The organism is Nonomuraea sp. NPDC049695, assembly GCF_040674955.1.
Classification (GTDB): Bacteria; Actinomycetota; Actinomycetes; order Streptosporangiales; family Streptosporangiaceae; genus Nonomuraea; species Nonomuraea helvata.
In genome coordinates, this window is the sequence record NZ_JBFANV010000056.1 from 36,867 (window position 1) to 61,294 (window position 24,428).

General features: G+C 71.8%; 25 protein-coding genes. 15 read left to right on the forward strand and 10 right to left on the reverse strand.

Features of this window, described 5'->3' with window-relative positions; all coding sequences use genetic code 11:
* Window positions 1–38 precede the first annotated feature (38 nt).
* Genes AB0J64_RS36580 through AB0J64_RS36590 form a run of 3 tightly spaced genes read left to right on the forward strand, consistent with a single transcriptional unit; the run spans window position 39 to window position 1,848 of the window.
* The gene (locus AB0J64_RS36580; RefSeq protein WP_364037672.1) at window positions 39–527 is read left to right on the forward strand and encodes a methylated-DNA--[protein]-cysteine S-methyltransferase; all 489 of its coding nucleotides are present in this window, start codon (window positions 39–41) and stop codon (window positions 525–527) included.
* Window positions 524–1,204: a 2OG-Fe(II) oxygenase gene (locus AB0J64_RS36585; protein ID WP_364037675.1), complete on the forward strand. Its 681-nt coding sequence runs from the start codon at window positions 524–526 to the stop codon at window positions 1,202–1,204. Before AB0J64_RS36580 ends, AB0J64_RS36585 begins: the two co-directional genes overlap by 4 nt.
* A gap of 17 nt (window positions 1,205–1,221) precedes the next feature.
* Window positions 1,222–1,848: an alpha-ketoglutarate-dependent dioxygenase AlkB gene (locus AB0J64_RS36590; RefSeq protein ID WP_364037678.1), complete on the forward strand. Its 627-nt coding sequence runs from the start codon at window positions 1,222–1,224 to the stop codon at window positions 1,846–1,848.
* Here the strand turns inward: AB0J64_RS36590 and AB0J64_RS36595 are convergent.
* The 3 genes from AB0J64_RS36595 to AB0J64_RS36605 form a co-directional block, all read right to left on the reverse strand.
* Entirely contained in the window at window positions 1,832–2,512 is a 681-nt protein-coding gene (locus AB0J64_RS36595; RefSeq protein WP_364037681.1) for a helix-turn-helix domain-containing protein, read from the reverse strand. The two genes, AB0J64_RS36590 and AB0J64_RS36595, sit on opposite strands and share 17 nt — an antisense overlap.
* 210 nt (window positions 2,513–2,722) lie before the next feature.
* A complete protein-coding gene (locus AB0J64_RS36600; protein WP_364037684.1) occupies window positions 2,723–3,532 on the reverse strand; it encodes an alpha/beta hydrolase in 810 nt (269 codons plus the stop codon).
* Between the two features lie 32 nt (window positions 3,533–3,564).
* Window positions 3,565–4,011: a MarR family transcriptional regulator gene (locus tag AB0J64_RS36605; protein ID WP_364037687.1), complete on the reverse strand. Its 447-nt coding sequence runs from the start codon at window positions 4,009–4,011 to the stop codon at window positions 3,565–3,567.
* 41 nt (window positions 4,012–4,052) lie between these two features.
* Here AB0J64_RS36605 and AB0J64_RS36610 point away from each other — a divergent pair, with 41 nt between their 5' ends.
* Window positions 4,053–4,505, forward strand: coding sequence for a nucleotide pyrophosphohydrolase (locus AB0J64_RS36610; RefSeq protein ID WP_364037690.1), 453 nt, complete (start codon window positions 4,053–4,055; stop codon window positions 4,503–4,505).
* 24 nt (window positions 4,506–4,529) lie between these two features.
* Here the strand turns inward: AB0J64_RS36610 and AB0J64_RS36615 are convergent, their stop codons facing one another.
* Complete coding sequence (locus AB0J64_RS36615; protein ID WP_364037693.1) at window positions 4,530–5,132, reverse strand: TetR/AcrR family transcriptional regulator; 603 nt, start codon at window positions 5,130–5,132, stop codon at window positions 4,530–4,532.
* Between the two features lie 50 nt (window positions 5,133–5,182).
* Here AB0J64_RS36615 and AB0J64_RS36620 point away from each other — a divergent pair, with 50 nt between their 5' ends.
* Window positions 5,183–5,608, forward strand: coding sequence for a hypothetical protein (locus AB0J64_RS36620; RefSeq protein WP_364037696.1), 426 nt, complete (start codon window positions 5,183–5,185; stop codon window positions 5,606–5,608).
* Between the two features lie 93 nt (window positions 5,609–5,701).
* On the opposite strand, the gene AB0J64_RS36625 is transcribed toward AB0J64_RS36620, so the two are convergent.
* Complete coding sequence (locus tag AB0J64_RS36625; RefSeq protein WP_364037699.1) at window positions 5,702–7,204, reverse strand: MFS transporter; 1,503 nt, start codon at window positions 7,202–7,204, stop codon at window positions 5,702–5,704.
* Window positions 7,205–7,293: 89 nt separating this feature from the next.
* Here AB0J64_RS36625 and AB0J64_RS36630 point away from each other — a divergent pair, with 89 nt between their 5' ends.
* The gene (locus AB0J64_RS36630) at window positions 7,294–10,425 is read left to right on the forward strand and encodes a BTAD domain-containing putative transcriptional regulator (RefSeq protein WP_364037702.1); all 3,132 of its coding nucleotides are present in this window, start codon (window positions 7,294–7,296) and stop codon (window positions 10,423–10,425) included.
* Window positions 10,426–10,428: 3 nt separating this feature from the next.
* Here AB0J64_RS36630 and AB0J64_RS36635 read toward each other — a convergent pair whose 3' ends face one another.
* Entirely contained in the window at window positions 10,429–10,878 is a 450-nt protein-coding gene (locus tag AB0J64_RS36635) for an SRPBCC domain-containing protein (RefSeq protein ID WP_364037705.1), read from the reverse strand.
* A 59-nt stretch (window positions 10,879–10,937) separates the two neighbouring features.
* Between AB0J64_RS36635 and AB0J64_RS36640 the strand changes: the two genes are divergently transcribed.
* Window positions 10,938–12,152 carry an amidohydrolase family protein gene (locus tag AB0J64_RS36640; protein WP_364037708.1) on the forward strand — a complete coding sequence of 405 codons (1,215 nt, stop codon included), beginning with the start codon at window positions 10,938–10,940 and terminating at the stop codon, window positions 12,150–12,152.
* Window positions 12,153–12,172: 20 nt separating this feature from the next.
* Window positions 12,173–13,207: an alpha/beta hydrolase-fold protein gene (locus tag AB0J64_RS36645; RefSeq protein ID WP_364037711.1), complete on the forward strand. Its 1,035-nt coding sequence runs from the start codon at window positions 12,173–12,175 to the stop codon at window positions 13,205–13,207.
* Here the strand turns inward: AB0J64_RS36645 and AB0J64_RS36650 are convergent.
* Entirely contained in the window at window positions 13,184–13,741 is a 558-nt protein-coding gene (locus AB0J64_RS36650; RefSeq protein ID WP_364037714.1) for a TetR/AcrR family transcriptional regulator C-terminal domain-containing protein, read from the reverse strand. The genes AB0J64_RS36645 and AB0J64_RS36650 overlap by 24 nt on opposite strands.
* Window positions 13,742–13,822: 81 nt before the next feature.
* Here AB0J64_RS36650 and AB0J64_RS36655 point away from each other — a divergent pair, with 81 nt between their 5' ends.
* Genes AB0J64_RS36655 through AB0J64_RS36665 form a run of 3 tightly spaced genes read left to right on the forward strand, consistent with a single transcriptional unit; the run spans window position 13,823 to window position 16,484 of the window.
* On the forward strand, window positions 13,823–14,962 hold the full coding sequence (locus AB0J64_RS36655; protein ID WP_364037717.1) for an NAD(P)/FAD-dependent oxidoreductase: 1,140 nt from the start codon (window positions 13,823–13,825) through the stop codon (window positions 14,960–14,962).
* 44 nt (window positions 14,963–15,006) lie between these two features.
* On the forward strand, window positions 15,007–15,627 hold the full coding sequence (locus tag AB0J64_RS36660; RefSeq protein WP_364037720.1) for a TetR family transcriptional regulator: 621 nt from the start codon (window positions 15,007–15,009) through the stop codon (window positions 15,625–15,627).
* A 17-nt stretch (window positions 15,628–15,644) separates the two neighbouring features.
* Window positions 15,645–16,484, forward strand: coding sequence for an NAD(P)H-binding protein (locus AB0J64_RS36665; protein WP_364037723.1), 840 nt, complete (start codon window positions 15,645–15,647; stop codon window positions 16,482–16,484).
* A 19-nt stretch (window positions 16,485–16,503) separates the two neighbouring features.
* Here AB0J64_RS36665 and AB0J64_RS36670 read toward each other — a convergent pair whose 3' ends face one another.
* Window positions 16,504–17,628, reverse strand: coding sequence for an FAD-dependent monooxygenase (locus AB0J64_RS36670; RefSeq protein ID WP_364037726.1), 1,125 nt, complete (start codon window positions 17,626–17,628; stop codon window positions 16,504–16,506).
* Window positions 17,629–17,691: 63 nt separating this feature from the next.
* On the opposite strand from AB0J64_RS36670, the gene AB0J64_RS36675 reads away from it, so the two are divergent.
* From AB0J64_RS36675 to AB0J64_RS36690, 4 genes are all read left to right on the forward strand, one after another.
* Window positions 17,692–18,162: a MarR family transcriptional regulator gene (locus AB0J64_RS36675; RefSeq protein WP_364037729.1), complete on the forward strand. Its 471-nt coding sequence runs from the start codon at window positions 17,692–17,694 to the stop codon at window positions 18,160–18,162.
* 314 nt (window positions 18,163–18,476) lie between these two features.
* The gene (locus tag AB0J64_RS36680) at window positions 18,477–19,028 is read left to right on the forward strand and encodes an RNA polymerase sigma factor (RefSeq protein ID WP_364037732.1); all 552 of its coding nucleotides are present in this window, start codon (window positions 18,477–18,479) and stop codon (window positions 19,026–19,028) included.
* Window positions 19,025–19,873, forward strand: a complete 849-nt coding sequence (locus AB0J64_RS36685) for a hypothetical protein (protein WP_364037735.1) — start codon at window positions 19,025–19,027, stop codon at window positions 19,871–19,873. The genes AB0J64_RS36680 and AB0J64_RS36685 overlap by 4 nt, the downstream gene beginning before the upstream one ends.
* Window positions 19,870–23,031, forward strand: a complete 3,162-nt coding sequence (locus AB0J64_RS36690; RefSeq protein WP_364037738.1) for a S8 family serine peptidase — start codon at window positions 19,870–19,872, stop codon at window positions 23,029–23,031. Before AB0J64_RS36685 ends, AB0J64_RS36690 begins: the two co-directional genes overlap by 4 nt.
* Window positions 23,032–23,135: 104 nt before the next feature.
* Here the strand turns inward: AB0J64_RS36690 and AB0J64_RS36695 are convergent, their stop codons facing one another.
* Entirely contained in the window at window positions 23,136–23,666 is a 531-nt protein-coding gene (locus tag AB0J64_RS36695) for a GNAT family N-acetyltransferase (RefSeq protein WP_364037741.1), read from the reverse strand.
* Between the two features lie 84 nt (window positions 23,667–23,750).
* Window positions 23,751–24,335 carry a dihydrofolate reductase family protein gene (locus AB0J64_RS36700; RefSeq protein WP_364037744.1) on the reverse strand — a complete coding sequence of 195 codons (585 nt, stop codon included), beginning with the start codon at window positions 24,333–24,335 and terminating at the stop codon, window positions 23,751–23,753.
* Window positions 24,336–24,428 lie beyond the last annotated feature (93 nt).

Sequence of the window (24,428 nt, forward strand, 5' to 3'; positions counted from 1 at the left end):
CCGCTGACTTTCGCGCACCCGTCGGTGTTGTACAGAGCATGGACATCTACACCACGATCGACAGCCCGCTGGGTGAGATCCTGCTCGCCGGTGACGGCTCGGCGCTGACGCGCGTGTCGTTCGGCGTGGGCACGCGAGAGGGCCCGAAGCGGGATCCGGCCGCGTTCGCCGAGGCCGAGCGGCAGTTCGCCGAGTACTTCGCGGGCGAGCGGATGACGTTCGACCTGCCGCTCGCCTCCCACGGGACCCCGTTCCAGGAGCGGGTGTGGGCGGAGGTGGCGGCGCTGCCGTACGGGACCACGACAACCTACGGCGCGCTCACCGCGCGCATCGGCGCGCCCCGTGACCGGATCCGCGCGGTCGGCGCGGCCATCGGTGCGAACCCGCTGCTCATCGTCCGCCCCTGCCACCGCGTCGTCGGCGCGGACGGCACGCTGACCGGGTACGCGGGCGGGCTCGAGCGCAAGCACGAGCTGCTCACCCTCGAAGGCGCCCTGCAGCCACAGCTCTGGAGCGTGGGGTCGTGAACTGGGAGAAACTGACGGAGGAGGTCAACGCGTACGGGTGCGCGCTCACGCCGCCGCTGCTCACCCCGCAGGAGTGCAAGGAGATCGCCGGCCTGTACGGCGAGGCGGGGCTGTTCCGGTCCACCATCGACATGGAGCGGTTCCGGTTCGGGGCCGGGCAGTACCGGTACTTCGACCGGCCGTTCCCGCCGCTGGTGGAGAGACTGCGGGCGGAGCTCTACCCGCAGCTGCTGCCGATCGCCCGTGACTGGGCGACCAAGCTGGGATGGCCCGCGCCGTGGCCGGACGACTTCGGCGAGTGGCTCGACATGTGCCACCGAGCCGGGCAGACCAAGCCGACGCCCATCCTGCTGCGGTACGAGCGGGACGACTGGAACGCGCTGCACCGCGACCTCTACGGTGACCTGGTGTTCCCGTTGCAGGTCGTGATCGGGCTCGACCGGCCGGGCGACGATTACACGGGAGGCGAGTTCCTGCTGGTGGAGCAGCGGCCGCGGGCCCAGTCGCGGGGCACGGTCACCGTCTTGCCGCAGGGACACGGGCTGATCTTCACCACGCGCGACCGGCCCGTACGGTCGTCGCGGGGCTGGTCGGCCTCCCCCGTGCGGCACGGAGTGAGCACCGTACGGTCGGGGCTGCGTCATACGCTGGGGCTCGTCTTCCACGACGCCCGCTGACCAGGAGGGGGTGGACGATGCGGGAGATAGCGCCCGGTGCGGTGCATGTGCCCGGGTGGCTCACGCTGGACGAGCAGCGCCACCTCGTCCGGGCGTGCCGCGAGTGGGCCATGGGCCCGGTGCCGATCCGGCACACCGTGCTGCCCAGGGGCGGTGTCATGTCGGTGCGGACGGTCTGCGTGGGCTGGCACTGGCAGCCGTACAGGTACACGCGCGTCGCCCACGACGTGAACGGTCGCCGGGTGGCCGGCTTCCCCGGCTGGCTCGGCGACCTGGGGCGTCGCGCCCTGGCCGACGCGTACGGGGCGTCCGGCGAGACGTACGAGCCCGACACCGCTCTGATCAACTTCTACGACGGCCAGGCGAAGATGGGCATGCACCAGGACAAGGACGAGAAGTCGGACGCCCCGGTGGTGTCGCTGAGCATCGGCGACCGGTGCCTGTTCCGCTTCGGCAACACGGAGACGCGCGGCCGGCCGTACACGGACGTCGAGCTCGCCTCGGGCGACCTGTTCGTGTTCGGGGGGCCGTCGCGCTTCGCCTACCACGGCGTGCCGAAGGTCTATCCGGGCACCGGCGATCCCGCCACCGGGCTGGCCTCCGGCCGCCTCAACATCACGATGCGGGTCACGGGTCTACGATGAGGTAGTCGAACTCCTCGTCGGTGAGCTTGCGGCGCAGGATCTGCAGGACCCGCTGGGGCTTGTCGTCCGGCCCCTGCACGTAGAACGGCTTGCCGTTGCGGCCGAACGTGATCGCCGAGTCGCCTTCCCACTTGCCCAGCATGTCGTCGGCCAGGGGCGCGAAGTCCTCATGCGCCTCGAACCCGAGCGTGCGGGCGTAGTCGATCGACCCGAACACGATGTCCTTGGCCAGCTCGAACGGCACCTCCTGCCAGCCCGCGTACTCGCCGAAGAAGTACTGGCGGAAGCGCGCGAGCTCGCGCTCGTCGAGGACGTCGGGGCCGATGGCGTTCTTCAGCCCGAGGCAGTAGACGTCGGCGAGATAGCCGCTGACGGTCATCTTGTCCCAGGTGTGCCGTCGGGCGACCAGCACGCTGACCATGCCGCCCGTGCCCGACTCCGGTGCCTCGTCCACCCACCCGCGGGCGGGATCGACGGTGAGCCCCTCGCTCCAGCCGACGTTGACCCAGCACCCGACCACCTCTGGGTCGACGGCGGGGGTCTCCGCGGCGATGGCCCGCACGAGCGGCGCCACCACGGACGGCGACACCTTCAGCGCCTTGGCGATCTCCTTCGGAGAGCGGCCCTGAGCCCGCAGCTCACGCACCTGATCCTTCAACTCCATTGGGGAAGCCTAACCCTGGTGAGAGCACGCATCGAGCCACCACGACGGTCAACGCCGACGTGGCGAGGAGAAAGCCCTGATGGAAGAGGGACCTGTGCGGCTGCTTGCCGGTCAGGCCGCCGATGCGGCGGTGGAAACCGTGCGCCCTGCTCGAACCGCGGCCCGTCCGGCTTCCCCGACCCTGCTCGGGGGCGAGCCGGGACGAGGTGGTCAGCTGACGCCCTGGAGCACCTCGCGGAGCCGGGCCGCGTACGCGCGGGGGTGGCTGGTGTTGCCGTTGTGGCCGCCCGGGAACTCCACCAGCTCGGTGCCGAGCACCTTGGCCAGCTCGACCGCGCACCGGTGATCGAAGACGTGCTGCGGGGTGGTGCGGCCGGTCGCGGGCAGGATGCGGGTACGGCAGCCGCTCAGGTCCAGCTCGTCCTGCACGACGGCGGTGAAGTCGCGGCGGATGAAGAAGTCGAAGTTCGCCTGTCGCTGGGCCGTCATGGGCTGCGGGGTCAGGTCGGCCTCGGCGTCCTCGGTGATGCCGAGCACCCGCTTGACCTGGCCGATCGCGGCGGGCAGGCCGCCTTCGGCGTAGATGTTCTGGAGCTCGGTCAGCTCCGCCCGGTGTTCGGCGCGTTCGGCCTCGGGCAGCAGCCAGGGCGAGACGGGCTCGTGCGCGATGAGCAGGCCGATCTGCTCCGGGTGCTCGACGGCCAGGTGGAGCCCGATGGAGGCGCCCAGACTCTGGCCCAGCATGATCACGGGCTGGTCGGTGAGGTGGGCCAGGAGCCTGTGCACGTCATCGGCGTGCTGCCGCACGCTCACTCCGGCCTCGGGATCGTGGATGGTGCTGCGGCTGAGCCCGCGCCGGTCGTACGTGATCACCGTGTACTCGTCCACCAGCCGATCGACCAGGTCGACGCTGCGGCCCGCGTCACCCTCGCCGCTCTGGGAGATCAGCAGGAGCGGCCCTGTGCCGCGTGTCTCGTAGTGGAGATCGGCGCCCGGCACGTGAAGGATGTCTGCGTTCATGCAGATCACGATAATCCATCAAATTAGATACATCAACTTCGATGCATTATTTCCGGGATCAGCCGCGCGGCCAGCTCCTCCAGCATCGCCACGGTCACCCTCACGCGTTCGGGATCGTCCGTGCCCAGGGCGGCGGCCAGTGCGGCGTCGATCGAGGCGTCCCGGACCTCGGCCACCCGGTCGGACACCTTGGGAGCCTCACGGATGATCGTCCGCCGCCGGTCCGCGGGGTCCGTCTCGGTGATCACCGCGCCCGCGGTGCGCAGCCGCGCGACGGCCGCCGACACGGCACTCTGCGGCAGGCCGGTACGGGCGGCGATCTCGCCCACGGTGGTGTCCGGGTGCCCACGCAGATCGCTCGCGACGATCAGGACGGTACGCACGCTCGTGGAGTGCTCACCGATGCCCTCGGTCGGCATCGCCTCCTCGCCGATCTTCATCAGTGTCCGGCCCAACAGGAACAGCTCGACCCCATTCACGAGCAGCAACATACCGGCGGGCGTCGGTAAGGTCGTTCGACGTGACGACGGAGTTGGAGCGCCTTGCCGTACGCCTGCGCGAGTTCGCCAGAGCCAGGGACTGGGAGCAGTTCCACACACCGAAGAACCTGGCGATGGCGCTGGCGGGCGAGGTCGGGGAGCTGGTGGCGGAGTTCCAGTGGCTGACGGCCGACGAGTCCAGGAGCCCCGGCCCTGACGCGCTCGCCAGGATGCGTACCGAACTGGGGGACGTGACCCTCTACCTGATCCGGCTGGCCGACGTGCTCGGCGTGGACCTGGTGGAGGCGGCACAGGCCAAGCTTGAGGAGAACGACCGCCGCTACGCCGCCGACCGCTACCGCGGCTCGGCCGAGAAGGCACCGCCGCTCCCGCACGACAGCCGGCCCCCGCACGACGGCCAGCCTCCGCACGACAGCCGGCCTCCGCACAACGGCCGGCCTCCGCACGACAGCCCGCCTGCGCACGACGCCTGACCCGCCGTACTTCGGCGCCGGAGGTCAGGCGTCCCGTGCCTGGCCGGGGCCGGTCGTCAGGCTGTGGGCCACGTCGGCGGCCAGCGCCTCGGCGAGCTCGGGCAGCCGGGCGCGCTCCTCGAGGAGCAGGAACAGCCAGGCGAAGATCGGCCCCAGCAGCATGGCGTGCACCCGCGCCGGATCCGGCCGGTGCGGCAGCTCCCCCCGCCCCACCGCCCGGTCCAGCACCTCGGTCACGCAGTCACGCTCGGCCTGGACGAACGTCTCAGCGAACGCCGCCGCCATCCCCTCATCCGCGTGAACGTCGGCCAGCATCCCCGGGACCACGCCCGGCGGCGGCGCGGTCAGGGTCGTGGCGATGACGCGGGTGACCGCGGCGAGATCGGCGGCCAGCGAGCCGGCGTCAGGCGGCGTCTCCAGCTCCAGGTCGTGCATGACGGCCGCGAAGATCATGGCCTGCTTGGTGGCGTGGCGGCGGTAGATGGCCGCCTTTCCGACGCCTGCCCGCGCCGCCACCGCGTCCACGGTGAGCTGTGCGTACCCCTGCTCGGCCAGCAGTTCGCGGGCCGCCGCGGCGATGGCCCCGTCCACGCGTCCGTCCCTGGGGCGACCCACTGGCTGTCTCATGCGGACGAGTTTATTACGGAACCGGCAGACCCGTAATATGATTCGGAACCATGAGTTCCGATACTTCCGTTTCCGTAAAGCGGGCGGGCGGGATCCTGGTCTTCCTGGCCTGCGCGCACCTGGTCCTCACCGGGGCGCTGAGCGCCGAGCACATCCCGAGCTGGTTCGCCGGCGGAATGTGGTTCTTCCCGCCGGGGCCGGACGACCTGTCGCGGCTCGCGCCGGACGTGGGCGCGTTCTGGCTGGTCTGGGGGAGCTTCGCGGTGCCGTTGGGGCTGATCGGGGCGCTGGTCGTGGGGTTCGGGCGGCGTGGGGAGGTGCCGCCGCCGTACCTCGGGATCGGCGTGGCGCTCTGGGCGCTGGCCGGGGCCGCGGTGTTCGAGCCCTCGCCGTTCGTCCTCGCCGTGGTGCCCGCCGCGATGCTGCTGGCCGCCCGGCGCCGGGCGACGGCCTCGTCGGCCTCGCCGGCTCCATGACCAAGAACGCCCCCGTGAACAGGAACGCCGCCCCGAACGAGAACGCCGCCGGACCGGCCACGGGGGCCGGTCCGGCGATGGCGTCCGAGTGGGTCACGTCGTCGGGTTGTGCCGCCTCAGGGCCACCAGCGTGATGGCGGCCAGGCCGAGGAAGGTGACCGTGCTGATCGCCGCCACCGTGTTGAGCCCCGTGGTGAACGCGGCACGCGCCAGGTCCAGCAGGCCGGGCAGGTCCTTGGCGGCCGTCACCGCGGCGGTGATGCTCTCCCGCGCCGCCTCCACCGGCAGGTGCTCGGGAAGCTGCCCGCGGTAGACGGCGGTGCCGAGGCTGCCCAGCGCGGCCACGCCCACCGCGACGCCGAACTCGCCGCTGGTCTCCGACAGCGACGCCGCGGAGCCGGCCTTCTCCGCGGGCGCGGCCGTCATGATGACGCCGTTGCCCACGCCCATCGGCAGCGCGACGCCCGCGGAGGCGAGCACCAGCCCGGTCACGACCAGCCCGGTGCCTCCGACGCTCGGCACCTGCGTGTGCAGGAACAGTCCGACCGCGCCCACCGCGAACCCGCCGGCCATCACGTACACGGCGCCGAGGCGGCGGGCGAGGCCCGGGGCCAGCGACAGAGCGACGATCATGGCGAGGTTCTGCGGCACGAGCCAGAGCCCGGCCTCCAGCGGGGACAGCGCCTGGACGGTCTGCAGGTACTGGGTGGTCATCAGCGTCGTCCCGGCCATCACGACGCCGGCGAGCAGCATGGTCCCGAGCGTGGTCGCGAAGGCCCGGTTGGCGAACAGCCGCAGATCCAGCAGGGGGTCGGCGAGGCGGCGCTGCCGCCGTACGAACACCACGCCGAACGCGGCCCCCGCCACGATCGCCGCCACGGGCACCGCGTGCCAGCCGCTCCTGGCGATCTCCTTGAGCCCGTACACGACCGGCAGGATGGTCGCCAGCGACAGCGCCACGCTGGCCAGGTCGAGCCGCCCGGCGCCGGGGTCGCGGTACTCGGGCAGCAGCGCCGGCGCGGCCACCAGCACCAGCATCATGAACGGCACCCCCATCAGGAACGCCGACCCCCACCAGAAGTGCTCGAGCAGCACCCCGCCCACCAGCGGCCCGACCGCCATGCCCAGCATGAAGCAGCCGTACCAGAGCGCGATCGCGGTCCCCATCTGCTTGCCGTCCCGGAACATGTTCCTGATCAGCGCCATCGACGACGGCAGCAGCGTCGCCCCGGCGATGCCGAGCAGCGCTCGCGCGGCGATCAGCATCTCGGCGCTCACCGAGTACGCGGCCACCACGGAGGCGGTCCCGAACGCCGCCGCGCCGATCATCAGCAGCTTCCGCCGCCCGATCCTGTCGCCCAGCGTCCCCATGGTGACCAGGAACCCGGCCAGCATGAACGAGTAGACATCCATGATCCAGAGCTGCTGCGGCGCGCTGGCGCCGAGGTCGGCGCTGAGGTGCGGAAGCGCCAGGAAGAGCACGCTGACGTCGATGGAGAGCAGCAAGGCCACGGAGGCGAGTACGGCCAGACCGGTCCATTCCCGGCGGCCCGCGAGTGTGCCACTGAGTGTGCCGGTGAGTGTGCTGGTGTTCATTTCGTTCCCCTTTCAGCTGCCTCCACGGTGCGGTAAGGGGCTTCCGGTGTTCTTTCCGCGGGCTTAAGGCCGCACATAAGGTGACGAGCATGCGTTTTGGGGTGCTGGGCCCGCTGGCCGTGTGGACGGACTCGGGCGAGAGCGTCACGGTTCCGGGGCTGAAGGTACGCGCGCTGCTCGTGGACCTGCTCGTCCACGAGGGCCATCCGGTGTCCGTGGACCGGCTGGTCGACGATCTCTGGGGTGAGGAGCCGCCGGGCAATCCGGCCGGCGCGCTGCAGGTACGGGTCTCCCAGCTGCGCAAGGCGTTCGAGGACGCCGAGCCCGGCGGCAAGAACCTCGTCGTCTCCCGAGCTCCCGGCTACCTGCTGCGCAACGAGGACGGCGCCGTGGACGCCGCGCGCTTCGCCGCCCTGCTGGCCCGGGCCGAGGCCGCCGACAGCCCGCGGACCAAGGCGGGGCTGCTGGCCGACGCGCTGGCACTGTGGCGGGGGCCCGCGTACGCGGACTTCGCCGACGAGGAGTACACCAGGTCGGCCGTACTCCGCCTGGAGGAGCAGCGGCTGTCGGCGCTGGAGCAGCACGCCGAGGCGCGGCTGGAGCTGGGCGAGCACGGGCTGCTCGTGGGCGAGCTGGGCGACCTGGTGGCCAGGCATCCGCTCAGGGAACGGCTGCGCGCCGTCCACATGCGTGCCCTCTACCGCGCGGGCCGCCAGAGCGAGGCGCTGGCCTCCTACGCCGAGCTGCGGGAACGGCTGGCCGACGAGCTCGGCCTCGACCCCGGGCCCGAGCTGGTCGCGCTCCACCAGGCGATACTCGGGCAGGACCCCGCGCTGAGCGTGCCCGCCGACCGCCCCGTCACGAACCTGCCCGCCCCCGTCAGCAAGCTCGTCGGCAGGGACGAGGCGCTGGCCGAGGTGTGCGCGCTGGTCGGCGAGGAGCGGCTGGTGACGCTCACCGGCAGTGGCGGGGTGGGCAAGACCAGGCTGGCGCTGGAGGCCGCGAACCGGCTGGTGGACGGGTTCGCGGACGGCGCCTGGCTGGTCGCGCTCGACCAGGCGTCCCGCTCCCCCGCCGAGGCCGTGCTGGCGGCCCTGGACATCCGCGAGGACACGAGCGCGCCGGCCACCCAGCTGGACCGGCAGCTCGCCGCGGCGCTCAGGGCCAGGCGGATGCTGCTGGTGCTGGACAACTGCGAGCACGTGGTCGAGCAGGTCGCCGAGCTGGCCGAGACGCTGCTGCGGGCCTGTCCCGAGCTGCGGATCCTGGCCACGAGCAGGGAGCCGCTGGCCGTGGCCGGCGAGGTGCTGTGGAGCGTGCCTCCGCTGGACGTGCCCGGCAGCGCCGATCTGGCGGTGATGGCGCGCTCTGACGCGGTCAGGCTCTTCGTGACCAGGGCGGCGGCCTCCGCCCGCGGGTTCGCGCTCGACGCGGGCAACGCGCAGGCCGTCGCGCAGCTCTGCAGGCGGCTGGACGGCATCCCGCTGGCGCTGGAGCTGGCCGCGACCCGGGTGCGGGCGCTGGGCGTCCACGGCGTGGTGGCCAGGCTGGACGACCGGTTCCGGCTGCTGGCCTCGGGGCAGCGCGGTGCGCCCGCCCGCCAGCAGACGCTCACCGCGGTGATCGACTGGAGCTGGGACCTGCTGTCCGACGAGGAGCGCCGCGTCCTGCGCCGTCTCGCCGTACACGCCGACGGCTGCACCCTGGAGGCCGCCGAGTCCGTGTGCGACGCGTCCGAGCTCGACGTGCTCGACCTGCTGGCCCGCCTGGTCGACCGCTCGCTCGTGGTCGTCGCCGACGCCCACGCGGGCGTCAGGTACCGGCTGCTCGAATCGGTCTCCGAGTACTGCCGGGGCAGGCTGTCCGACGCGGGCGAGCTCGATCGGGTCCGCCTCGCGCACCTCCGCCACTACCTGGAGCTGGCCGTACGGGCCGAGCCTGAGCTGTACGGGCACGAGCAGCGGGACTGGCTGCTGCGCCTGGACGCGGAGGCCGCGAACATGCGGGCCGCGCTCGACACGGCGGTCGCCCAGCAGGACGCCGACAGCGCGGCCCGGCTGGTCAACGCGCTCGCCTGGTACTGGTTCCTGCGCGGCAGGCTGGCCGAGGGCAGACGGTCGATGGCGACCGCGCTGTCCGTGCCGGGAGACCCCTCACCCGTCAGGGCCAGGGCGGCGGCGTGGGAGGCCGGGTTCGCGCTCATGGTGGGCGAGCAGGTCGCGTGGGAGCACGTGCTGAAGGGGGTCGAGGACCCGGGCGAACGGGCCAGGGCCGAGCTGTTCGTCGGTATGCACATCCAGGACATGCCGACGGCTCAGGAGCTGACGCGCCGGGCGCTGGTCACGTTCAGGGAGGTCGGCGATCGGTGGGGCGTCGCGGCGGCGCTGGCCAGACAGGCCAGGGACGCGTTCACGACGCGGGACATCGAGGCGCTGGAGCGGATCGGTGAGGAGAGCGCGCGGCTGTTCACCGAGCTGGGCGACCGCTGGGGGCTGCTGCAGGCCACGGCGTGGCTGGCGTCGCTGGCCGAGATGGCGACCGACGCGGAGCGGGCCAACCGGCTGTTCGGCGAGGGGCTGCGGATGGCCGAGGATCTGGGGCTGTGGCCGGAGGTCTCCACGCGCATCGCCTGGCTCGGCTGGATCGCGTTGCAGAGCGGCGAGTACGAGCGCGGCATGGAGTTCTGCGAGCGGGCCATGAAGCTGGCGGAGAGCCAGGGCTACAAGGAGGGCACGATCATGGGCCAGATGGGCCTCGCCTTCGCCGCGCGCCGGGCCGGCCGGCTGGACCTGGCCGAGACCCACCTGCGCCTGCTGGTCGAAGGGGTGCCGCGCGGCCCGGACGTGGAGCCCGCCCTGCACCTGCCGGACACGCTCATCGAGCTGGGCTTGCTGCTGGAGCTGCGCGGCGACCCGGAGGCGGCCATGGACCTGCACGTCGAGGCGCTGGCCGGGGCCCAGAAGATCGGCGACCCCAGGACGATGGCGTGGGCCGTCGAGGGTGTGGCCTCGGCCGCCGGGCCGACCGAGAAGGCGGCCGTGCTGCTGGGGATGGCGGCCGCGGCCAGAGAGCGCAACCAGACTCCCGCGGGGGCGGCCGAGCGGGCCGACATCGAGCGGGTGTCGGCGAGGGTACGTGATGCGCTCGGCGAGTACACCTTCGCGGCCGCGTACCAGGAAGGCGCCGCCCTCAAGCTCGACCAGGCCGCGGACCTGCTGTGACAGCTATGCCGCAAGGTGCTCGGCCAGCCGGTCGAAGAACTCGATCCAGCCCGCCTTGGCCTGCTCGGCGTGCTGGGGGTCGGTGTTGACGCCGTACTGGTGGAAGCGCATCTCCGTCCCGCCGTCCGCCTCGGTGAAGTCGACCGTGACCACCGACGCCGGCCCGTCGCCAGGATTGTCCGGGTCCCCCGTGGTGAACACCAGCCGCTCCGGCTCTCTCACCTCGCGGTAGGTGCCGTTCAGCGTCGCCTCGAACCCGTCCTCGCCGACCAGCGTGGCGCGCCAGACGCCGCCCGGACGGGCGTCCAGCGTGATCCGGCCGACCGGCGTGGTCAGCATCCGGGGGCCGAACCACCGTGAGAAGCGCTCGGGGTCGGTCCAGGCGGCCCACACCAGCTCGCGGGGGGCGTCGTAGTGGCGGGTGATCTCGTACTCTGCGGTCTGTGTCGTCATGTCCCCAGAGTGCGGGAACGGCCTTCAGATCCTCTTCTCATGGTCTTAAGGTCGGGTGCATGAGGATCATCCGCGCCGCACAGGTGCTCACCGGACGTCCCGGAGAGGTGATCGCGGACGGCGAGGTCCTCATCGACGGCTCCCAGATCGTCTCTGTGGGGCCGCGCGGCAGCGGGGGCGACGCCGCCGAGGTCGTCGACCTGCCGGGCCACACGGTCCTGCCCGGGCTGATCGACGCGCACGTGCACCTGGGATTCGACGCCAAGGTGGACCCGGTGACGCGGCGCAGCCCCGAGAGCGATCACCACCTGCTGTTACGCATGGCGGAGAACGCGCGCAAGCTCGTCTCCGCGGGCGTCACGACCTGCCGCGACCTCGGCTCGCGCGGCTTCCTCGACCTGGCGCTGCGCGACGCCGTCGAGGAGGGCCTGGCCGTCGGCCCGCACATCGTGGCCGCGACCAGGCCGATCACGATCACCGGCGGCCACTGCTGGTACATGGGCGGCGAGGCCGACGACGAGCCCGCCATCCGCCGCGTCGCCAGGGAGAACCTCCGGGCGGGCGCCGACTGCCTGAAGGTGATGGCCTCGGGCGGGCTGATGACGCCGGGCGCGCCGCCGAGCTGGGCGCAGCAGTACGGCACCGACCTGCTCAAGGTCGTCGTGGAGGAGGCCGCGTCACGCGGCAAGGGCGTCGCGGCGCACGCCCACGCGCACGCGTCGATCCGCAGCTGCGTCGAGGCGGGCGTCACGACCATCGAGCACTGCACGTTCTTCACGCCGTCGGGGCACGAGTTCGACGCCGAACTGGCCGATCTGGTCGCGGCCGCCGGCACGTACGTGTGCCCCACCGTGCACGGCGCGCTCTGGCGGATGCGCGAGAGCCATGGGCCCGAGATGCTCGACGCCTGGCTGAACAGCGTGGCCGCCATGCGGGAGGCCGGGATCCGGCTCATCGCGGGGACCGACGCCGGGTTCGCCTCGGCCGGCGTGGCCAACCCCACCGACGGGTACGTCGGCGGCCTGGAGGTGTTCGCGCAGGTCGGCTACGGCAACGCGGAGATCGTCGAGCTGGCCACCGTGCGCGCCGCCGACGCCTGCGGAGTGGGCGAGGTGACCGGCAGCCTGGAGGCGGGCAAGCGGGCCGACCTCATCGCGGTCGCGGGTGACCCGCTCACCCGCCTGGCCGACCTGCGCAACCTCGCCCTGGTCCTGGTCTCCGGCCGTGCTGTCACGCAGGCGGGCGTGGACACGGTGACCCCGTCCGTCGGCTGAGTCGATCGACAGGATTCTTCATGCTGCCCTGGTCCGCCGAACTGGCCGGCCGCCTCGACCATGACGTCATCGACAGCGCCCTGCTGCGCGGCAACCCCCTGGGTGACCCGCACGAGCGCCCGGTGCTGGTGTACGTCCCGCCGGGGTACGACGACGAGCCCGGCCGCCGCTACCCCTCGATCTACGTGCTGCTCGGCTACACCGGCCACGTCGCCATGTGGCTGAACCGGGCGCCGTTCCGCCGGCCGTTCCCGGAGCTCGCCGACGCCGTGTTCGCCTCCGGGGAGGCGGACCCCGCGATCGTCGTGTACGTCGACGCGTGGACGGCGCTCGGCGGCAGCCAGTTTCTCGACTCCCCCGCCACCGGCCGCTACCACTCCTACCTGCGCGACGAGGTCGTCCCGTGGGTGGACGCCCGCTACCGCACGATCGCCGACCGCGACCACCGCGCGGTCACCGGCAAGTCCAGCGGCGGCTACGGCGCCATGGTGACGGCCATGCTGGCACCCGACGTGTTCGGGGCGCTGGCCACCCATGCCGGTGACGCGCTGTTCGAGGTCAGCAACCGCAGTTCGTTCCCCGAGCTGGCGCGCAGGCTGCGCGACATGTACGACGGCTCGTACGACACGTTCCTCGCCGACTTCCGCGGCCGCCTGGCCGGGACCAAGGAGGGGGATCTGGACCTGCTGGAGATGTACGCGTACTCGGCGGCGTACTCGGCCGACCCCGACGGAACCGTGCACGTGCCCTTCGACGACACGGGCGCGGTGGTGCCGGAGGTGTGGTCGCGCTGGCTCGCCCGCGATCCGGTCGTGATGGCCGGGGAGCCCCGCTACGCGGAGGCCCTCCGTTCGATGCGCGCGATCTGGGTGGACGCCGGGAACAAGGACGAGTACTTCCTGGACTTCGGGGCGGTGGCGTTCCGCCGGGCGCTGGAGGCGGCGAGCGTACCGGACGAGAAGATCTACTTCGAGCTCTTCGACGCCGGGCACGGCGCCATCGAATACCGCTATCCGCTCGCCCTGGCCTGGCTATCCCGGCGCCTGAGCCCCTGACGTGCTCCTGACCCCAGCGATGATCAACTCCAGGCCCGCACGGAAGGCGGTGTCGCGCTGCTCCTTGGGCCAGTGGCCGACCTTGCGGGCCTGCTCCTCGGTCGTGTAGCCGTTGACGTAGGCCATGACGGTGTCCACGGCCACCGGAGCCAGCTCCGCCGGGATGCCCGCGGCGGCCAGGGCGGCGATGAGGCCGTGGAAGGCGGCCACGGCCTCGTCCCCCGGTTGCTGGAACGTCGACAGCAGGCGCGCGCCGTCCCGGTGGGCCAGCATCAGCTCGCGGATGCCGATGGCGATCACGCGCAGCCGCTCGTCCCAGGGCCCTTCGAGCGGCGGGGCGGCACCGTCGGGCGGGGTCACGAGGTGCGCGACCATGGCGTCCAGCAGCGCCTGCTTGCTGGGGTAATGCCGATACAGCGCGCCGGCCTGCACTCCTAGCCTGCCGGCCAGGCGGCGCATGGTCAGCCCGTCGAGGCCGACCTCGTCGAGCAGCTCGATCGCCGCCTGCAGGACCTGCCCGCGCCGCTCCCCCATGTGAACTCCTTGACAACCCGGCTCCGCGTACGTGAACAATGTACACGTGAACGTTGTTCACGTCGGACCGGGAGGACGGACATGAACGGACAGCGGGTGCTGATCGCGGGGGCGGGCCTCGGCGGGCTGACGCTGGCGCACGGGCTCTTACGCGCGGGCATCGACGTACACGTGTACGAGGCCGACGACGGCAGCGGCGAGCGCTTCCAGGGTTACCGGATCGGGCTGTCGCCGCTCGGATGGGAGGGGCTGCGCGCGTGCCTGCCCGAGCGGCTGTACGAGCTGGCGGAGGCGACCAGCGGCAGCCTGGACGGGCCTGGCCTGCTCTTCGACGAGCACCTCACGCTGCTCAGCCGCGACCTGCCCGGACCTGAGGAGGCCAGGGCGGTCGACCGGCAGGTGCTGCGGCGGATCCTGCTCAGCGGTCTCGGCGACCGGGTCACCCACGGCAAGCGCCTGACCGGCGTCGACGAGTCCGACGGGACCGTGACGGCCCGCTTCGCCGACGGCACGCAGGCCGTGGGGGACGTGCTGGTGGGAGCCGAGGGCAGCAACTCGGTGGTCCGCCGCCACGTGGCCCCCGAGGTGGGCTACGTCGACACCGACCTGAGCGGCGCGATGGGCCGCACCCCGATCACCGGCCGCTTCCTGGAACTGGTGCCCGGCCGCGGCACCATGGTCAAGGGTCCGGGGATCACGCTGATGCTGGGCCGCATGCAGTTCGGCAGGGAGCCCTCGGAGGCCGCCGCCGAGCTCGTTCCCGGTCTCGACATGCCCTACCGGGACAGCTACGTACGCTGGGTGCTGATCGTGCCCCCCGAACACCCGGGAGCGCGGCAGACCCTCCCGGACGCCCGCGAACTCGTCCTGGAGCTCATCGACGGCTGGCACCCCGACCTGCGCGACCTGGTGGCCTCGGCCGACATGAGCGCCGTGGGCCGCGCCCAGGTCTACGACCGTCCCGTGCCGCCCTGGCCGGCGGGCCGGATCACGCTACTCGGCGACGCCGCCCACCTGACCCTGGCCAGCGGGGGGAACGGCGCGAACACCGCCATCCAGGACGCCCTGCGACTGGGCGAACGGCTGGCCGAGGTCCATCGGGGCGAGCGGGACCTCCGCTCGGCGCTGGCCGAATACCAGGAGGACATGCTGGCGCGCGGGAACGCGGCGGTCGAGCACAGCAAGGAGGCACTGAAGCGCTTTGTTCCTTCAACCAATTGAATGATACTTGTCAATCGAATGGTTGATGGATTACCGTCTCCCGCATGGCGCCACGTAGAGCGCCGCGCCCAGACGAGCGCGGCAAGGCCGCGGAAGAGACCCGGGAGCGGATCTTGCGGGCCGCCGTGCGCGAGTTCGGCGAGAAGGGCTACTCCGGCGCGCGTACGGCCGGGATCGCCGCCCGTGCCGGCGTCAACCAGCAGCTGATCTCCTACTACTTCGGCGGCAAACAAGGCCTGCTGGAGGAGCTGCGGCGGCGTCGGCAAGAAGAGGAGCCGTCGGCGCCCGACGCCTCTTTCGAGGAGTCGATCGGCGCGCAGTTGGCGCGCACGCTCGACGACCCCGACTGGGCGCGGCTGGTGGTGTGGCAGGCACTGGGCGATTGCCCGTTCGCCGACGCCGACGAAGGGCGGCGGCACATGGAGGCGCAACGGTCCAGGATGGCCGCGGCGCTGGAGCGGATGCGCAGGCGGCAGGAGGCCGGGGAGGTCGCCGGCCGGGTCGATCCGGCCTTCGCGCTGCTGGTCGCCTACTCGGTGGTGTTCGCGCCGATCACGATGCCGCAGTTCGTACGGGACATCTTCGGCGACGATCCGCTGTCGCCGGAGATACGGCGCCGGCTGCACGGCGAGCTGGTCAAGCTCCTCGGCGAGGCCGAGGACTGAGGGAGGTTGTTGTCGCGATGGTGATGGTGGTCTTCGGGGCGCGGGGCAATGTGGGGCGCCATGTCGCCGCCGGCCTGCTGGCGGCCGGTGAGCGGGTCAGGGTGACGAGCCGGGATCCGGAGAAGGGCGGCCTGCCTGCGGGCGCGGAGGTCGTGGCGGCCGACCTGGAGCGTCCCGAGACGTTGCCGGCCGCGTTGGAGGGCGCCGCGAAGGTGTTCGTGTACGCCAAGCCGGACGGTGTCGCGGGCTTCGCCGAGGCGGCCAGGTCGGCCGGGGTGCGGCAGGTGGTGCTGCTGTCGTCCGCGGCGGTCGTGATCAAGGGCGCCGACCGCAATCCGATCGCCCTGCAGCATCGGGCCGTCGAGACGGCCCTGGAGGAGTCAGGGCTGGACTGGACGTTCATCCGGCCGGGGATGTTCGCGACGAACACGCTGTGGTGGTGGCGTGAGCCGATCCGGGGCAAGGGGGCGGTGCGCCTGCCGTACCCGGAGTCGCAGACCGCTCCCGTGCACGAGAAGGACCTGGCGGCGCTCGCGGTGACGGCGCTGCGCGAGCCGGGGCACGAGCGGCAGGCCTACACCGTGTACGGGCCGGAGTCGCTCACGCTGCGGCGGCAGGTCGAGCTCATCGGGGAGGCGATCGGCCGCACGATAGCGATCGAAGTGATCTCGGCCGAGGAGGCGCGGGAGGAGCTGGGCCGTACGATGCCGCCGATCGGCGTCGAGGTGACCATGAGGCAGTGGGCGGCCCGCGACGGCGTCCCCGCGCAGACGTCGGCGGTGGTGGAGAAGGTGACGGGGCGTGCCGCGCACACGTTCGCCGAATGGGCGGCCGATCACGCGGCCGACTTCGCCTGAGCGGCTCATACGAGGGTGATCACCTGGCGGTCGCGGTGAGGCGGTTGCTGAAGCGGGCGAGCATGGCGGTCTGGTACGTCTCCGGGACCAACCGGGCGATCAGCGGCGGGACGCGCCAGTTGGCGGGATTGCGCCTGGCCAGCCGCGAGACCAGGGAGATGTGCGGGTAGCGGGCTTTCTCGTAGGCGCGCAGCCGTACCGCCGGATCGTCGCCTTCCTCGGCGAGCTCGCGCCCGAGCACCCACGCGTCCTCGAGGGTCTGGTTGGCGCCCTGCCCCAGGGTGGGCGGCATGGTGTGGGCGGCGTCGCCGACCAGCGTGATGCGGCCCTCGCCCCAGACCTCGGGGACCTTGTTCCAGTGGTGACCGAAGAACTCGAGGTCGTCCTCGGTGGCGGCGGCGAGCACCTCGGGGACGGGCGAGGCCCAGTGCCCGAACCGGCGCCGCAGCTCGGCCAGCGGCGCGGCGGGCCGCGGGTCGCCTGGCGACCAGCGCACGTCGAACCACCACTGCAGCAGGCCCTTGCCGGCGGGCATGAGCCCGCACGCGCCTTCGCGCCCACTGATCATCAGATGCCGGGTCGTGTCGGTGATCTCGATGTCGATCGGGCTCAGTCCCTGCCAGGTGCCGAAGGTGGCCGGTCGCACGGTACCGTCGCCCCACAGGGTGCGCCGTACGGCCGAGTGGTGGCCGTCGGCTCCGATGAGCACGTCACCGGTGGCCGTCGACCCGTCGGCGAACGTCGCCGTGACCCGGCCGCCGTCCTGCGCGACACTCCGGCAGGCCAGGCCGTAGTGGACGATGCCGTCGGGCAGCCCGTCGGCCAGCCGTTCCAGCAGACAACGGCGGGGAACCGCCTGGGTGGGGAAGCCGTACCGGTCGGTCGCGTGGGCGATGTCCATGCTGGTGCGCAGCCGGCCGCCGGAGGTCAGCGCGTCGATCCGGTCGATGCGGGCACCGACGCCCTCCAGACTGACGCCGAGATCGTCCAGCACGGCATTGCCGTTGCTCCAGACGAGCAGCGCCTTGCCGCCCGTCCGCCGGGCCGGCGCCTGATCGTAGAGCCGCACCCGGTGACCGGCGGCCAGTAACCCGCGCGCGACAGCCAGACCGCCCACCCCGGCGCCTATGACGAGTATGTCCATCTTTTCCTCCAAATCGGAGTCTCTTCGATTCGAAGATACATCGCCCTGGAGTAGGTTGGCAGAGTGACCCACAAGCATCCGGAAGAGGCGATCTTCCGCGAGTTCCTGGTGGCGATCCTGCTGCACAACGAGGCGGTCGCCGACCGGCTCGGCCTGCAACCGGTCGACGTCGCCGCCACGATCCTGCTGGAGACGCGCGGACCACTCGCCGTAGGAGCGATCTCCGAGGAGCTCGGCCTGCCGTCCGCCTCGACCACCCGGCTGATCGACCGGCTGGAGAAGGCCGGGTACGTACGGCGGGTGCGTGGCGAGCGTGATCGGCGCATGGTCACGGTGGAGCTGGTCGAGGGCGGGATGGACGATTACGACGCGGCCTGCGCGGCGTCCAGGCGGCACCTTGATGCGCTGGCCATGCACTATGGGGCGGAGCAGGTGCCGCTGCTGCTGGACATGTTCACCCGCGTCGCCGGGGCATACCGCTCGGCCACCAAGGACCTGCGGCAGGACGCGACCCGCCGGCAGGGAGCCGTCTGAGCACGCCCCAGCCAATGAGCTGAGTCCGTCGGTCGCCCTTGTCCCACACGAGGGCGGCCGCCGGGCGACCCCGTCGCCCCTGGCATCAAAAGGCACCGATCGGGATTTATCAGTACGAAGCCGACAACTCTTACGTCGGCCTCTCCTACGAGATCGGCGAAATACCGGCCTGAGTTCTGGCATGCCCTCTCGCTTGACCGCCTGGGAAGGCCACGTCCGCGATTCGCCCCCGAAAGCCGAGCGATCGCTGTCACACCCATCAAGTGCCGGACATTTACCGGCATGTGACATTCCTGTACCGGAAGGACGACGACGTGGGACCAGCGGAGCCCCGGCGGCGCTTCGAGGAGATCTACACCGAGCATTACGCGGCCGTCTCCAGCTACGTACGCCGCCGTGCCGAAGATCCCGACGACGCCGCCGACGTGCTGGCCGAGACGTTCACCACGGCGTGGCGGCGGCTGGCCGACGTGCCGTACGACGACGAGGCCCGGCTGTGGCTCTACGGCGTGGCCAGGCGCACCCTGGCCAATCACCGGCGCGGCCAGTCCCGCAGGGCGGCGCTGACCGTACGCCTGCGCGAAGAGTTCGCCGACTGGACCGGCACCGTCGTGAACACGGCCTCCGAAGCGGCCCGGAAGGCGTTCGCCCGCCTGTCCGGCGACGACAGAGAACTGCTGTCCCTGGCCGGCTGGGAGGGGCTCGACACGCCGCAGATCGCCAAAGTGCTCGGCTGCTCCCCCACGGCGGCCCGCCAGCGCCTGCACCGCGCCCGCAAGCGGCTGGCCGTCGAACTGGCCCGCGCCGACGCCGACCTGACCACGTACGGCCCGCGCGCCGTGAACCTCGCCAAGGAGAACGCGTGAACACCGATGTCGACGACATCGTCAAGAGCCTCGCCCCCGACCCCGGACCCGGCCTGACGCCGGGAGCCCGGCAGATGCTGACCCAGATCATGGACGACGCCGCGCCGCCGAAGAAGAGGAGGTGGGCGGTGACGCTGCCGATCGCGGCGGCGGTCGCCGTCACCGCCTGGGCGCTGCCCACGTTCCTCACCGCATCCCCCGCCGCGGCGCTCGACGTCAAGGAGGAGGGTGACCACTACGTCATCGAGGTCAAGGACCTGTACGCCAAGCCCGAGGTGTACGAGAGCAGGCTGCGCGGGCTGGGGCTCAAGGTCTCGCTGAAGGTCGTGCCGGTGAGCCCGAGCCTCGTCGGGGAGATCTCCACCGACACGCCCGGCTGGGCGAAGGGCCCCTTCCCGTACGCGGACAAGATCAAGACGATCGACCGGCCGGAACAGTGCGGGCGCTACCGGCAGTGCCCGATCGGCGTCACCATCGCCAAGGACTTCACCGCCCAGGCGGACATCCTGCTCGGCCGTGAGGGCCGTCCCGGAGAGGAATACCAGGCCGGCGCCGGTCTGAACGACGACGGCGAGCCCCTGCACTGCCAGCCGTTCTACAACCGGCCGGTGAGCGAGGTGCGGGGACGGCTGAAGGAGATGGGGGTGAGCGTCAGGGAGTACGCCGTCAAGCGGCCCGGCGAGCGGGGCGAGGACGCGCGGGTCACTGCTTCGGTGCCCGACTCCATGTACGTGACGGGCGGCGGGCTGGCCTCGTACGGCACGGCGGACCTGGTCGTGAGCGAGACGCCGATGGACGGAGAGCTGCTGAGGACGATCCTGCGGAAAGAGGGGTGCGGTTCATGATCCTCCGCGTGGCGGTGGCCGCCGCTCTGCTGGCGACGGCCCCGCTCCCGGCGTCCGCGACCGGGGGGAACCGGGCGCAGACGAACACCACGCAAACGAGCAAAGCCCGGGCGAACGCGGTGACGCTGCTCACCGGGGACCGGGTCATCGTGGCCGGGAGAGGATACCGGGTCGAGCTGGGCGCGGGCAGGGACGTGGGGTTCATGCGGCAGGTGCACGGAGGCCATCTGTACGTGATCCCCTCCGACGCCCTGCCGCTGATCGCCCAGGGGAGGCTCGATCGGCGCCTTTTCGACGTCACCCAGCTCCTGAGCTGGCACTACGGCGACGCCGACAGGAACGACCTCCCACTGATCGTCCAGGGAGGCGGGCTGGGGGGCGCGCGGGAGGAGCGCCGGCTCGCCGGTCTCGGCATGACCGCGGTGCGCGTGCCCAAGTCGGGCGCGGTCCAGACGTGGAAGGACCTGACCGGCGGCGCCCGTACGACCGCCGCCACGAAGATCTGGCTGGACGGGCAGCGCTCCTTCGCCCTCGACCAGAGCGTCAAGCAGATCGGCGCCCCTCAGGCGTGGAAGCAGGGCATGACGGGCAAGGGGGTCACGGTCGCCGTTCTCGACAGCGGCTACGATCCCGATCATCCCGACCTCAAGGGCGTGGTCACGCAGTCGCGCAACTTCAGCGAGGACGCCGACGTCCGGGACTTCTCCGGCCATGGCACGCATGTGGCCTCGATCGTGGCGAGCGTGGACGAGACGTACAGGGGTGTCGCGCCGGACGCGAAGCTCGCGGTGGCCAAGGTGGGCGGGGCGAGCGGCATGTTCGAGTCCGCCATCCTGGCCGGGATGGAGTGGGCTGCCGTCGAGGTCAAGGCCAAGGTCGTCAACATGAGCCTCGGCGCGCCTGACACCCCCGACCTGGACCCGGTCGAGCAGGCGCTGAACACGCTGTCGGAGCGTACCGGCGCGCTGTTCGTGGTGGCGGCGGGCAACACCGGCGCCAGCCCGCTGCTCAGCCCGGCCGGCGCCGACGCCGCGCTCGCCGTGGGCTCTGTGGACCGGGCCAATCGCCTGGCGCCCTCCTCCAGCAGGGGTCCGCGCGACGGCGACCACGCGATCAAGCCGGACGTCACCGCGCCCGGCGTGGGCATCGTGGCGGCGGCGCCGGGCGGGCGGCACGTGGCCCGTAGCGGCACCTCGATGGCCGCTCCGCACGTGGCGGGAGCGGCCGCGATCCTCGCCCAGCGTCACCCGGACTGGACGGGGCAGCGCCTCAAGGCCGCCCTGATCGGCAGCGCCGCGCCGCAGCCGGACGCGACCCTGTACCAGCAGGGCGCGGGCCTGGTCGACCTGGTGCGCGCCCTGGCCCAGCCGGTGACGGCCGAACCCGGCACGCTGTGGGCGGCCTTCCCGTACGGCGAGCAGACGTCGACCGGGACGCCCTCGAACGGCGAACCGACCGGGACGCCCGCCGGCAGTGAGCAGGTGGCGACCCGCACGCTCACCTATGTCAACAGCGGCGACACCCCGATCACCCTCGACCTGACCGCGGAGGGCGAGGTGCTGAAGCTGTCCGCCGAGCGGGTCGAGGTGCCCGCCGGGGGCAGCGCGCCGGTCACGCTCACGATCGACGCCCGCGGCGCGTCCACGGGCAAGCACCCGGGCGTGATCACCGCCAGGTCGGGCGAGACCGTGATCCGCACCCCGGCCGGCGCGTACGTCGAGCCCGAGTCGTACGACGTGACCGTGAACGCCGTAGACGCGCAAGGACGGCCCGCTGACCCGTACGCGCAGGTCTACGACGAGGCGACCGGCGCCTTCCGCGACGTGTCGTTCAGGGACGGCACCGCCACCCTGCGGCTGACCAAGGGGAAGTGGAACCTGTTCTCGGAGACGTGGGAGAACGACAGGAGCACGATCGCCCACACCCCGCTCACGGTCGCCGCCGACCTGAAGGTGACGCTGGACGCCCGCCAGGGCAAGGAGGTGCGCGCCACCATCGACGACCCGGCGGCGAAACCGATCTACGGCGGCTTCGTGTATCTGGCCAACGGCCCCTGGGAGCTCGCCTGGTCCACCTACCGGCGCTCCGGCGGGACGTACGTCGTGCCCGTGCGCCAGCAGGGCCTGCGCTCGGCGATCAGGAGCGTGTGGCAGAACCAGGACGTCGTCTACGACGTGGCCGCCCGCCACGACGACGGGATCACCCAGAACCCGGTGTACGACACGAAACGGAACGACCTGGCCAAGGTGACCGCGGCCTACCGTGCCACGGGTGACACGGGCTCGCCGCTCTTCGCACCCCGCCTCGGGACGGGACCGGCGTCATACACCAGCTCGACCGATGAGGTGATCAAGCTGCCCGGCACGCTCACCTTCTACCGTACGCCGGGGCTGGTGTGGGACAGCGGGCTGGAGATCGACGACCACGTGCTGGTGGACGAGGGCGAGGCCGTCCGGCCCGGGCACACGAGCGAGACCTGGAACACCGCGGTGGCCGGACCGTCGCTCAGCCGGGGCGGCGGCAGCCGTACCGGGGACGAGCTGGTGTTCGCCGGGGGCGGCCTGTTCGCCGACGGCGTCGCGGGCAGGGCCGGGACGGACGTGTCCGCGACCGGAACCGTCACGCTCGCGGGCGACGGCAAGGTGCTCGCGACCTCCGGGATCACCGACTGCCTGATCGCCCTGCCGGAGCGGTGCGAGCTGCGTGCCGAACTGCCCGCCGGGGCCGCCTCGTACACACTGAGCACGTCCATGAGCAGGCAGTCCGTGCTGTCCACGAAGGTAGAGGCGGTCTGGACGTTCCGTTCGTCGCGCACGGCGAAGCGGCGGCCGCTTCCGCTGATGGCGGTGCGGTACGCCCCGGACGGGCTCGACGACGCCAACCGGGCCAGGCCGGACTCGCTCACCCGGCTGCCCATCTGGGTCGAACGCGGCCAAGGCGCCGGGCCGGTCAAGCGGCTGCGGCTGGAGACGTCGGCCGACGACGGGGCGACCTGGCACGCCGTTCCGGTGGCGGCGTCCGGCGCGGGGTGGACGGCCCTGGTGCGGAACCCGGCAACGCCGGGGTTCGTGTCGCTGCGCGTGACGGCTCAGGACGGCTCCGGCGGCGGGCTGACGCAGACGATCGTACGCGCGTACGCGGTCGGCCCAGCGGGATGACACAGCCGGGGTAGGAGAAGTGGGCGTGGCTCTCCCCGCCGAGCCTCGTGAAGATCACCAACAGCATCCAGGGAAAGCGTCGGAGCCAAAATCACGTAGCCCCATCACGTGGCCGGGGGCCGCAGGCCGAGCCACTGCTCGGCGTCCCAGGCCTGGAACCGCTCGACCTCGGTGAACCCCAGCTTCGCCGCGAGGCGCATCGAGCCGACGTTGGCGCTCTGGGTGGTGAGCACCACCGGCTCGCCGGGAAGGACGCCGTCGAACCAGTCGAGTGCCGCCGCGCACGCCTCGGCGGCGTACCCTTGCCCCCAGGCCTTCGGCAGGAACAGGTAACCGAGATCGGCTTTCCCCACAGCAGCCGGGCGAGCGTGCCCGGCTGCTCTCCTGAGCAGGATCTGGCCGATCATCGCCCCGTCGAGCTCGACGACGAAACTCCCGGGCCATCGCGCGGGCACCTCGGGCATCTCACGCTCAAGCTCGTCACGCGGGCGGGGACCGCCGAGGTAGGTGTGCACCTCTGGCGAGGCGAACAGCTCGATGAACGTTGTACGGTCCCGTGCCTCGGGCTCACGGAGCACGAGCCGCTCGGTCCGGATCAGCTCAGGCGGCCAGGCCACCTGTCCTAGATCTGACATGCGCGGAGGCTAACAACCCTTCAGGACGACGTTCAACGTGGGCATGAACGCGTGGCTCACCGGCCGAGCCATGGACCTGAACTGTCAGCGGCGGTCGTAGTGGGCGACGATGACACCCTTCGTGGTCGTGACACTGCTGGTGAGACGGTAGTGGGTCAACGGCGCCGGTCCCTCGAACATCCGTGTACCCGAGCCCAGGGTGAGCGGGTGAATCACCAACGTGTAATGGTCGATCAGACCGGCCGCATGCAGGCTGCGCACCAGTGCTGCACTGCCGACGATGCCCAGGTCGTTGCCGTCCTGCGCCTTCAACTCCGCGACCGTCTGCGTCGCGTCGCCACGCAGCAGCACCGAGTTCTGCCAAGCACTCGCGTCGTCAAGCGAGGCCGAGGCGACGTACTTGGTGACGGCGTTCATACGGGCGGTGTACGGGTTGCCGTCCTCGCGGTGCGCCCACGCGGTGATGAAGTCCTGCCAGGTGCGGCGGCCGAGCAGCATGTCGCCGGTACCGCTCATGCCCTTGGCCATCTCCTGGGCCAAGACCTCGTCCTGGTACCAGGCCCCCCAGCCGCCGTGCGTGAAGCCTCCGCGGGTGTCCTCATCGGGACGACCCGGGCCCTGCACGACGCCATCCAGGCTGATGTTCATGGTGACGGTGATCGAACGCACCGGAATGTCTCCTTCGCTCCTGCGGACCGCCCCCAGTGGCGGCCCATCACCCCCTACACGAGCGCCGACCGCCCGAATCGACATTGTTGAACG

What these genes read in the sequence shown, in the direction of transcription:
- AB0J64_RS36580 (WP_364037672.1), top strand. Translation starts at nt 39, where the DNA reads ATGGACATCTACACCACGATCGACAGCCCGCTGGGTGAGATCCTGCTC.
- AB0J64_RS36590 (WP_364037678.1), top strand. Translation starts at nt 1,222, where the DNA reads ATGCGGGAGATAGCGCCCGGTGCGGTGCATGTGCCCGGGTGGCTCACG.
- AB0J64_RS36595 (WP_364037681.1), bottom strand. Translation starts at nt 2,512, where the DNA reads ATGGAGTTGAAGGATCAGGTGCGTGAGCTGCGGGCTCAGGGCCGCTCT.
- AB0J64_RS36600 (WP_364037684.1), bottom strand. Translation starts at nt 3,532, where the DNA reads ATGAACGCAGACATCCTTCACGTGCCGGGCGCCGATCTCCACTACGAG.
- AB0J64_RS36615 (WP_364037693.1), bottom strand. Translation starts at nt 5,132, where the DNA reads ATGAGACAGCCAGTGGGTCGCCCCAGGGACGGACGCGTGGACGGGGCC.
- AB0J64_RS36620 (WP_364037696.1), top strand. Translation starts at nt 5,183, where the DNA reads ATGAGTTCCGATACTTCCGTTTCCGTAAAGCGGGCGGGCGGGATCCTG.
- AB0J64_RS36625 (WP_364037699.1), bottom strand. Translation starts at nt 7,204, where the DNA reads ATGAACACCAGCACACTCACCGGCACACTCAGTGGCACACTCGCGGGC.
- AB0J64_RS36630 (WP_364037702.1), top strand. Translation starts at nt 7,294, where the DNA reads ATGCGTTTTGGGGTGCTGGGCCCGCTGGCCGTGTGGACGGACTCGGGC.
- AB0J64_RS36635 (WP_364037705.1), bottom strand. Translation starts at nt 10,878, where the DNA reads ATGACGACACAGACCGCAGAGTACGAGATCACCCGCCACTACGACGCC.
- AB0J64_RS36640 (WP_364037708.1), top strand. Translation starts at nt 10,938, where the DNA reads ATGAGGATCATCCGCGCCGCACAGGTGCTCACCGGACGTCCCGGAGAG.
- AB0J64_RS36645 (WP_364037711.1), top strand. Translation starts at nt 12,173, where the DNA reads ATGCTGCCCTGGTCCGCCGAACTGGCCGGCCGCCTCGACCATGACGTC.
- AB0J64_RS36650 (WP_364037714.1), bottom strand. Translation starts at nt 13,741, where the DNA reads ATGGGGGAGCGGCGCGGGCAGGTCCTGCAGGCGGCGATCGAGCTGCTC.
- AB0J64_RS36655 (WP_364037717.1), top strand. Translation starts at nt 13,823, where the DNA reads ATGAACGGACAGCGGGTGCTGATCGCGGGGGCGGGCCTCGGCGGGCTG.
- AB0J64_RS36660 (WP_364037720.1), top strand. Translation starts at nt 15,007, where the DNA reads ATGGCGCCACGTAGAGCGCCGCGCCCAGACGAGCGCGGCAAGGCCGCG.
- AB0J64_RS36665 (WP_364037723.1), top strand. Translation starts at nt 15,645, where the DNA reads ATGGTGATGGTGGTCTTCGGGGCGCGGGGCAATGTGGGGCGCCATGTC.
- AB0J64_RS36670 (WP_364037726.1), bottom strand. Translation starts at nt 17,628, where the DNA reads ATGGACATACTCGTCATAGGCGCCGGGGTGGGCGGTCTGGCTGTCGCG.
- AB0J64_RS36690 (WP_364037738.1), top strand. Translation starts at nt 19,870, where the DNA reads ATGATCCTCCGCGTGGCGGTGGCCGCCGCTCTGCTGGCGACGGCCCCG.
- AB0J64_RS36695 (WP_364037741.1), bottom strand. Translation starts at nt 23,666, where the DNA reads ATGTCAGATCTAGGACAGGTGGCCTGGCCGCCTGAGCTGATCCGGACC.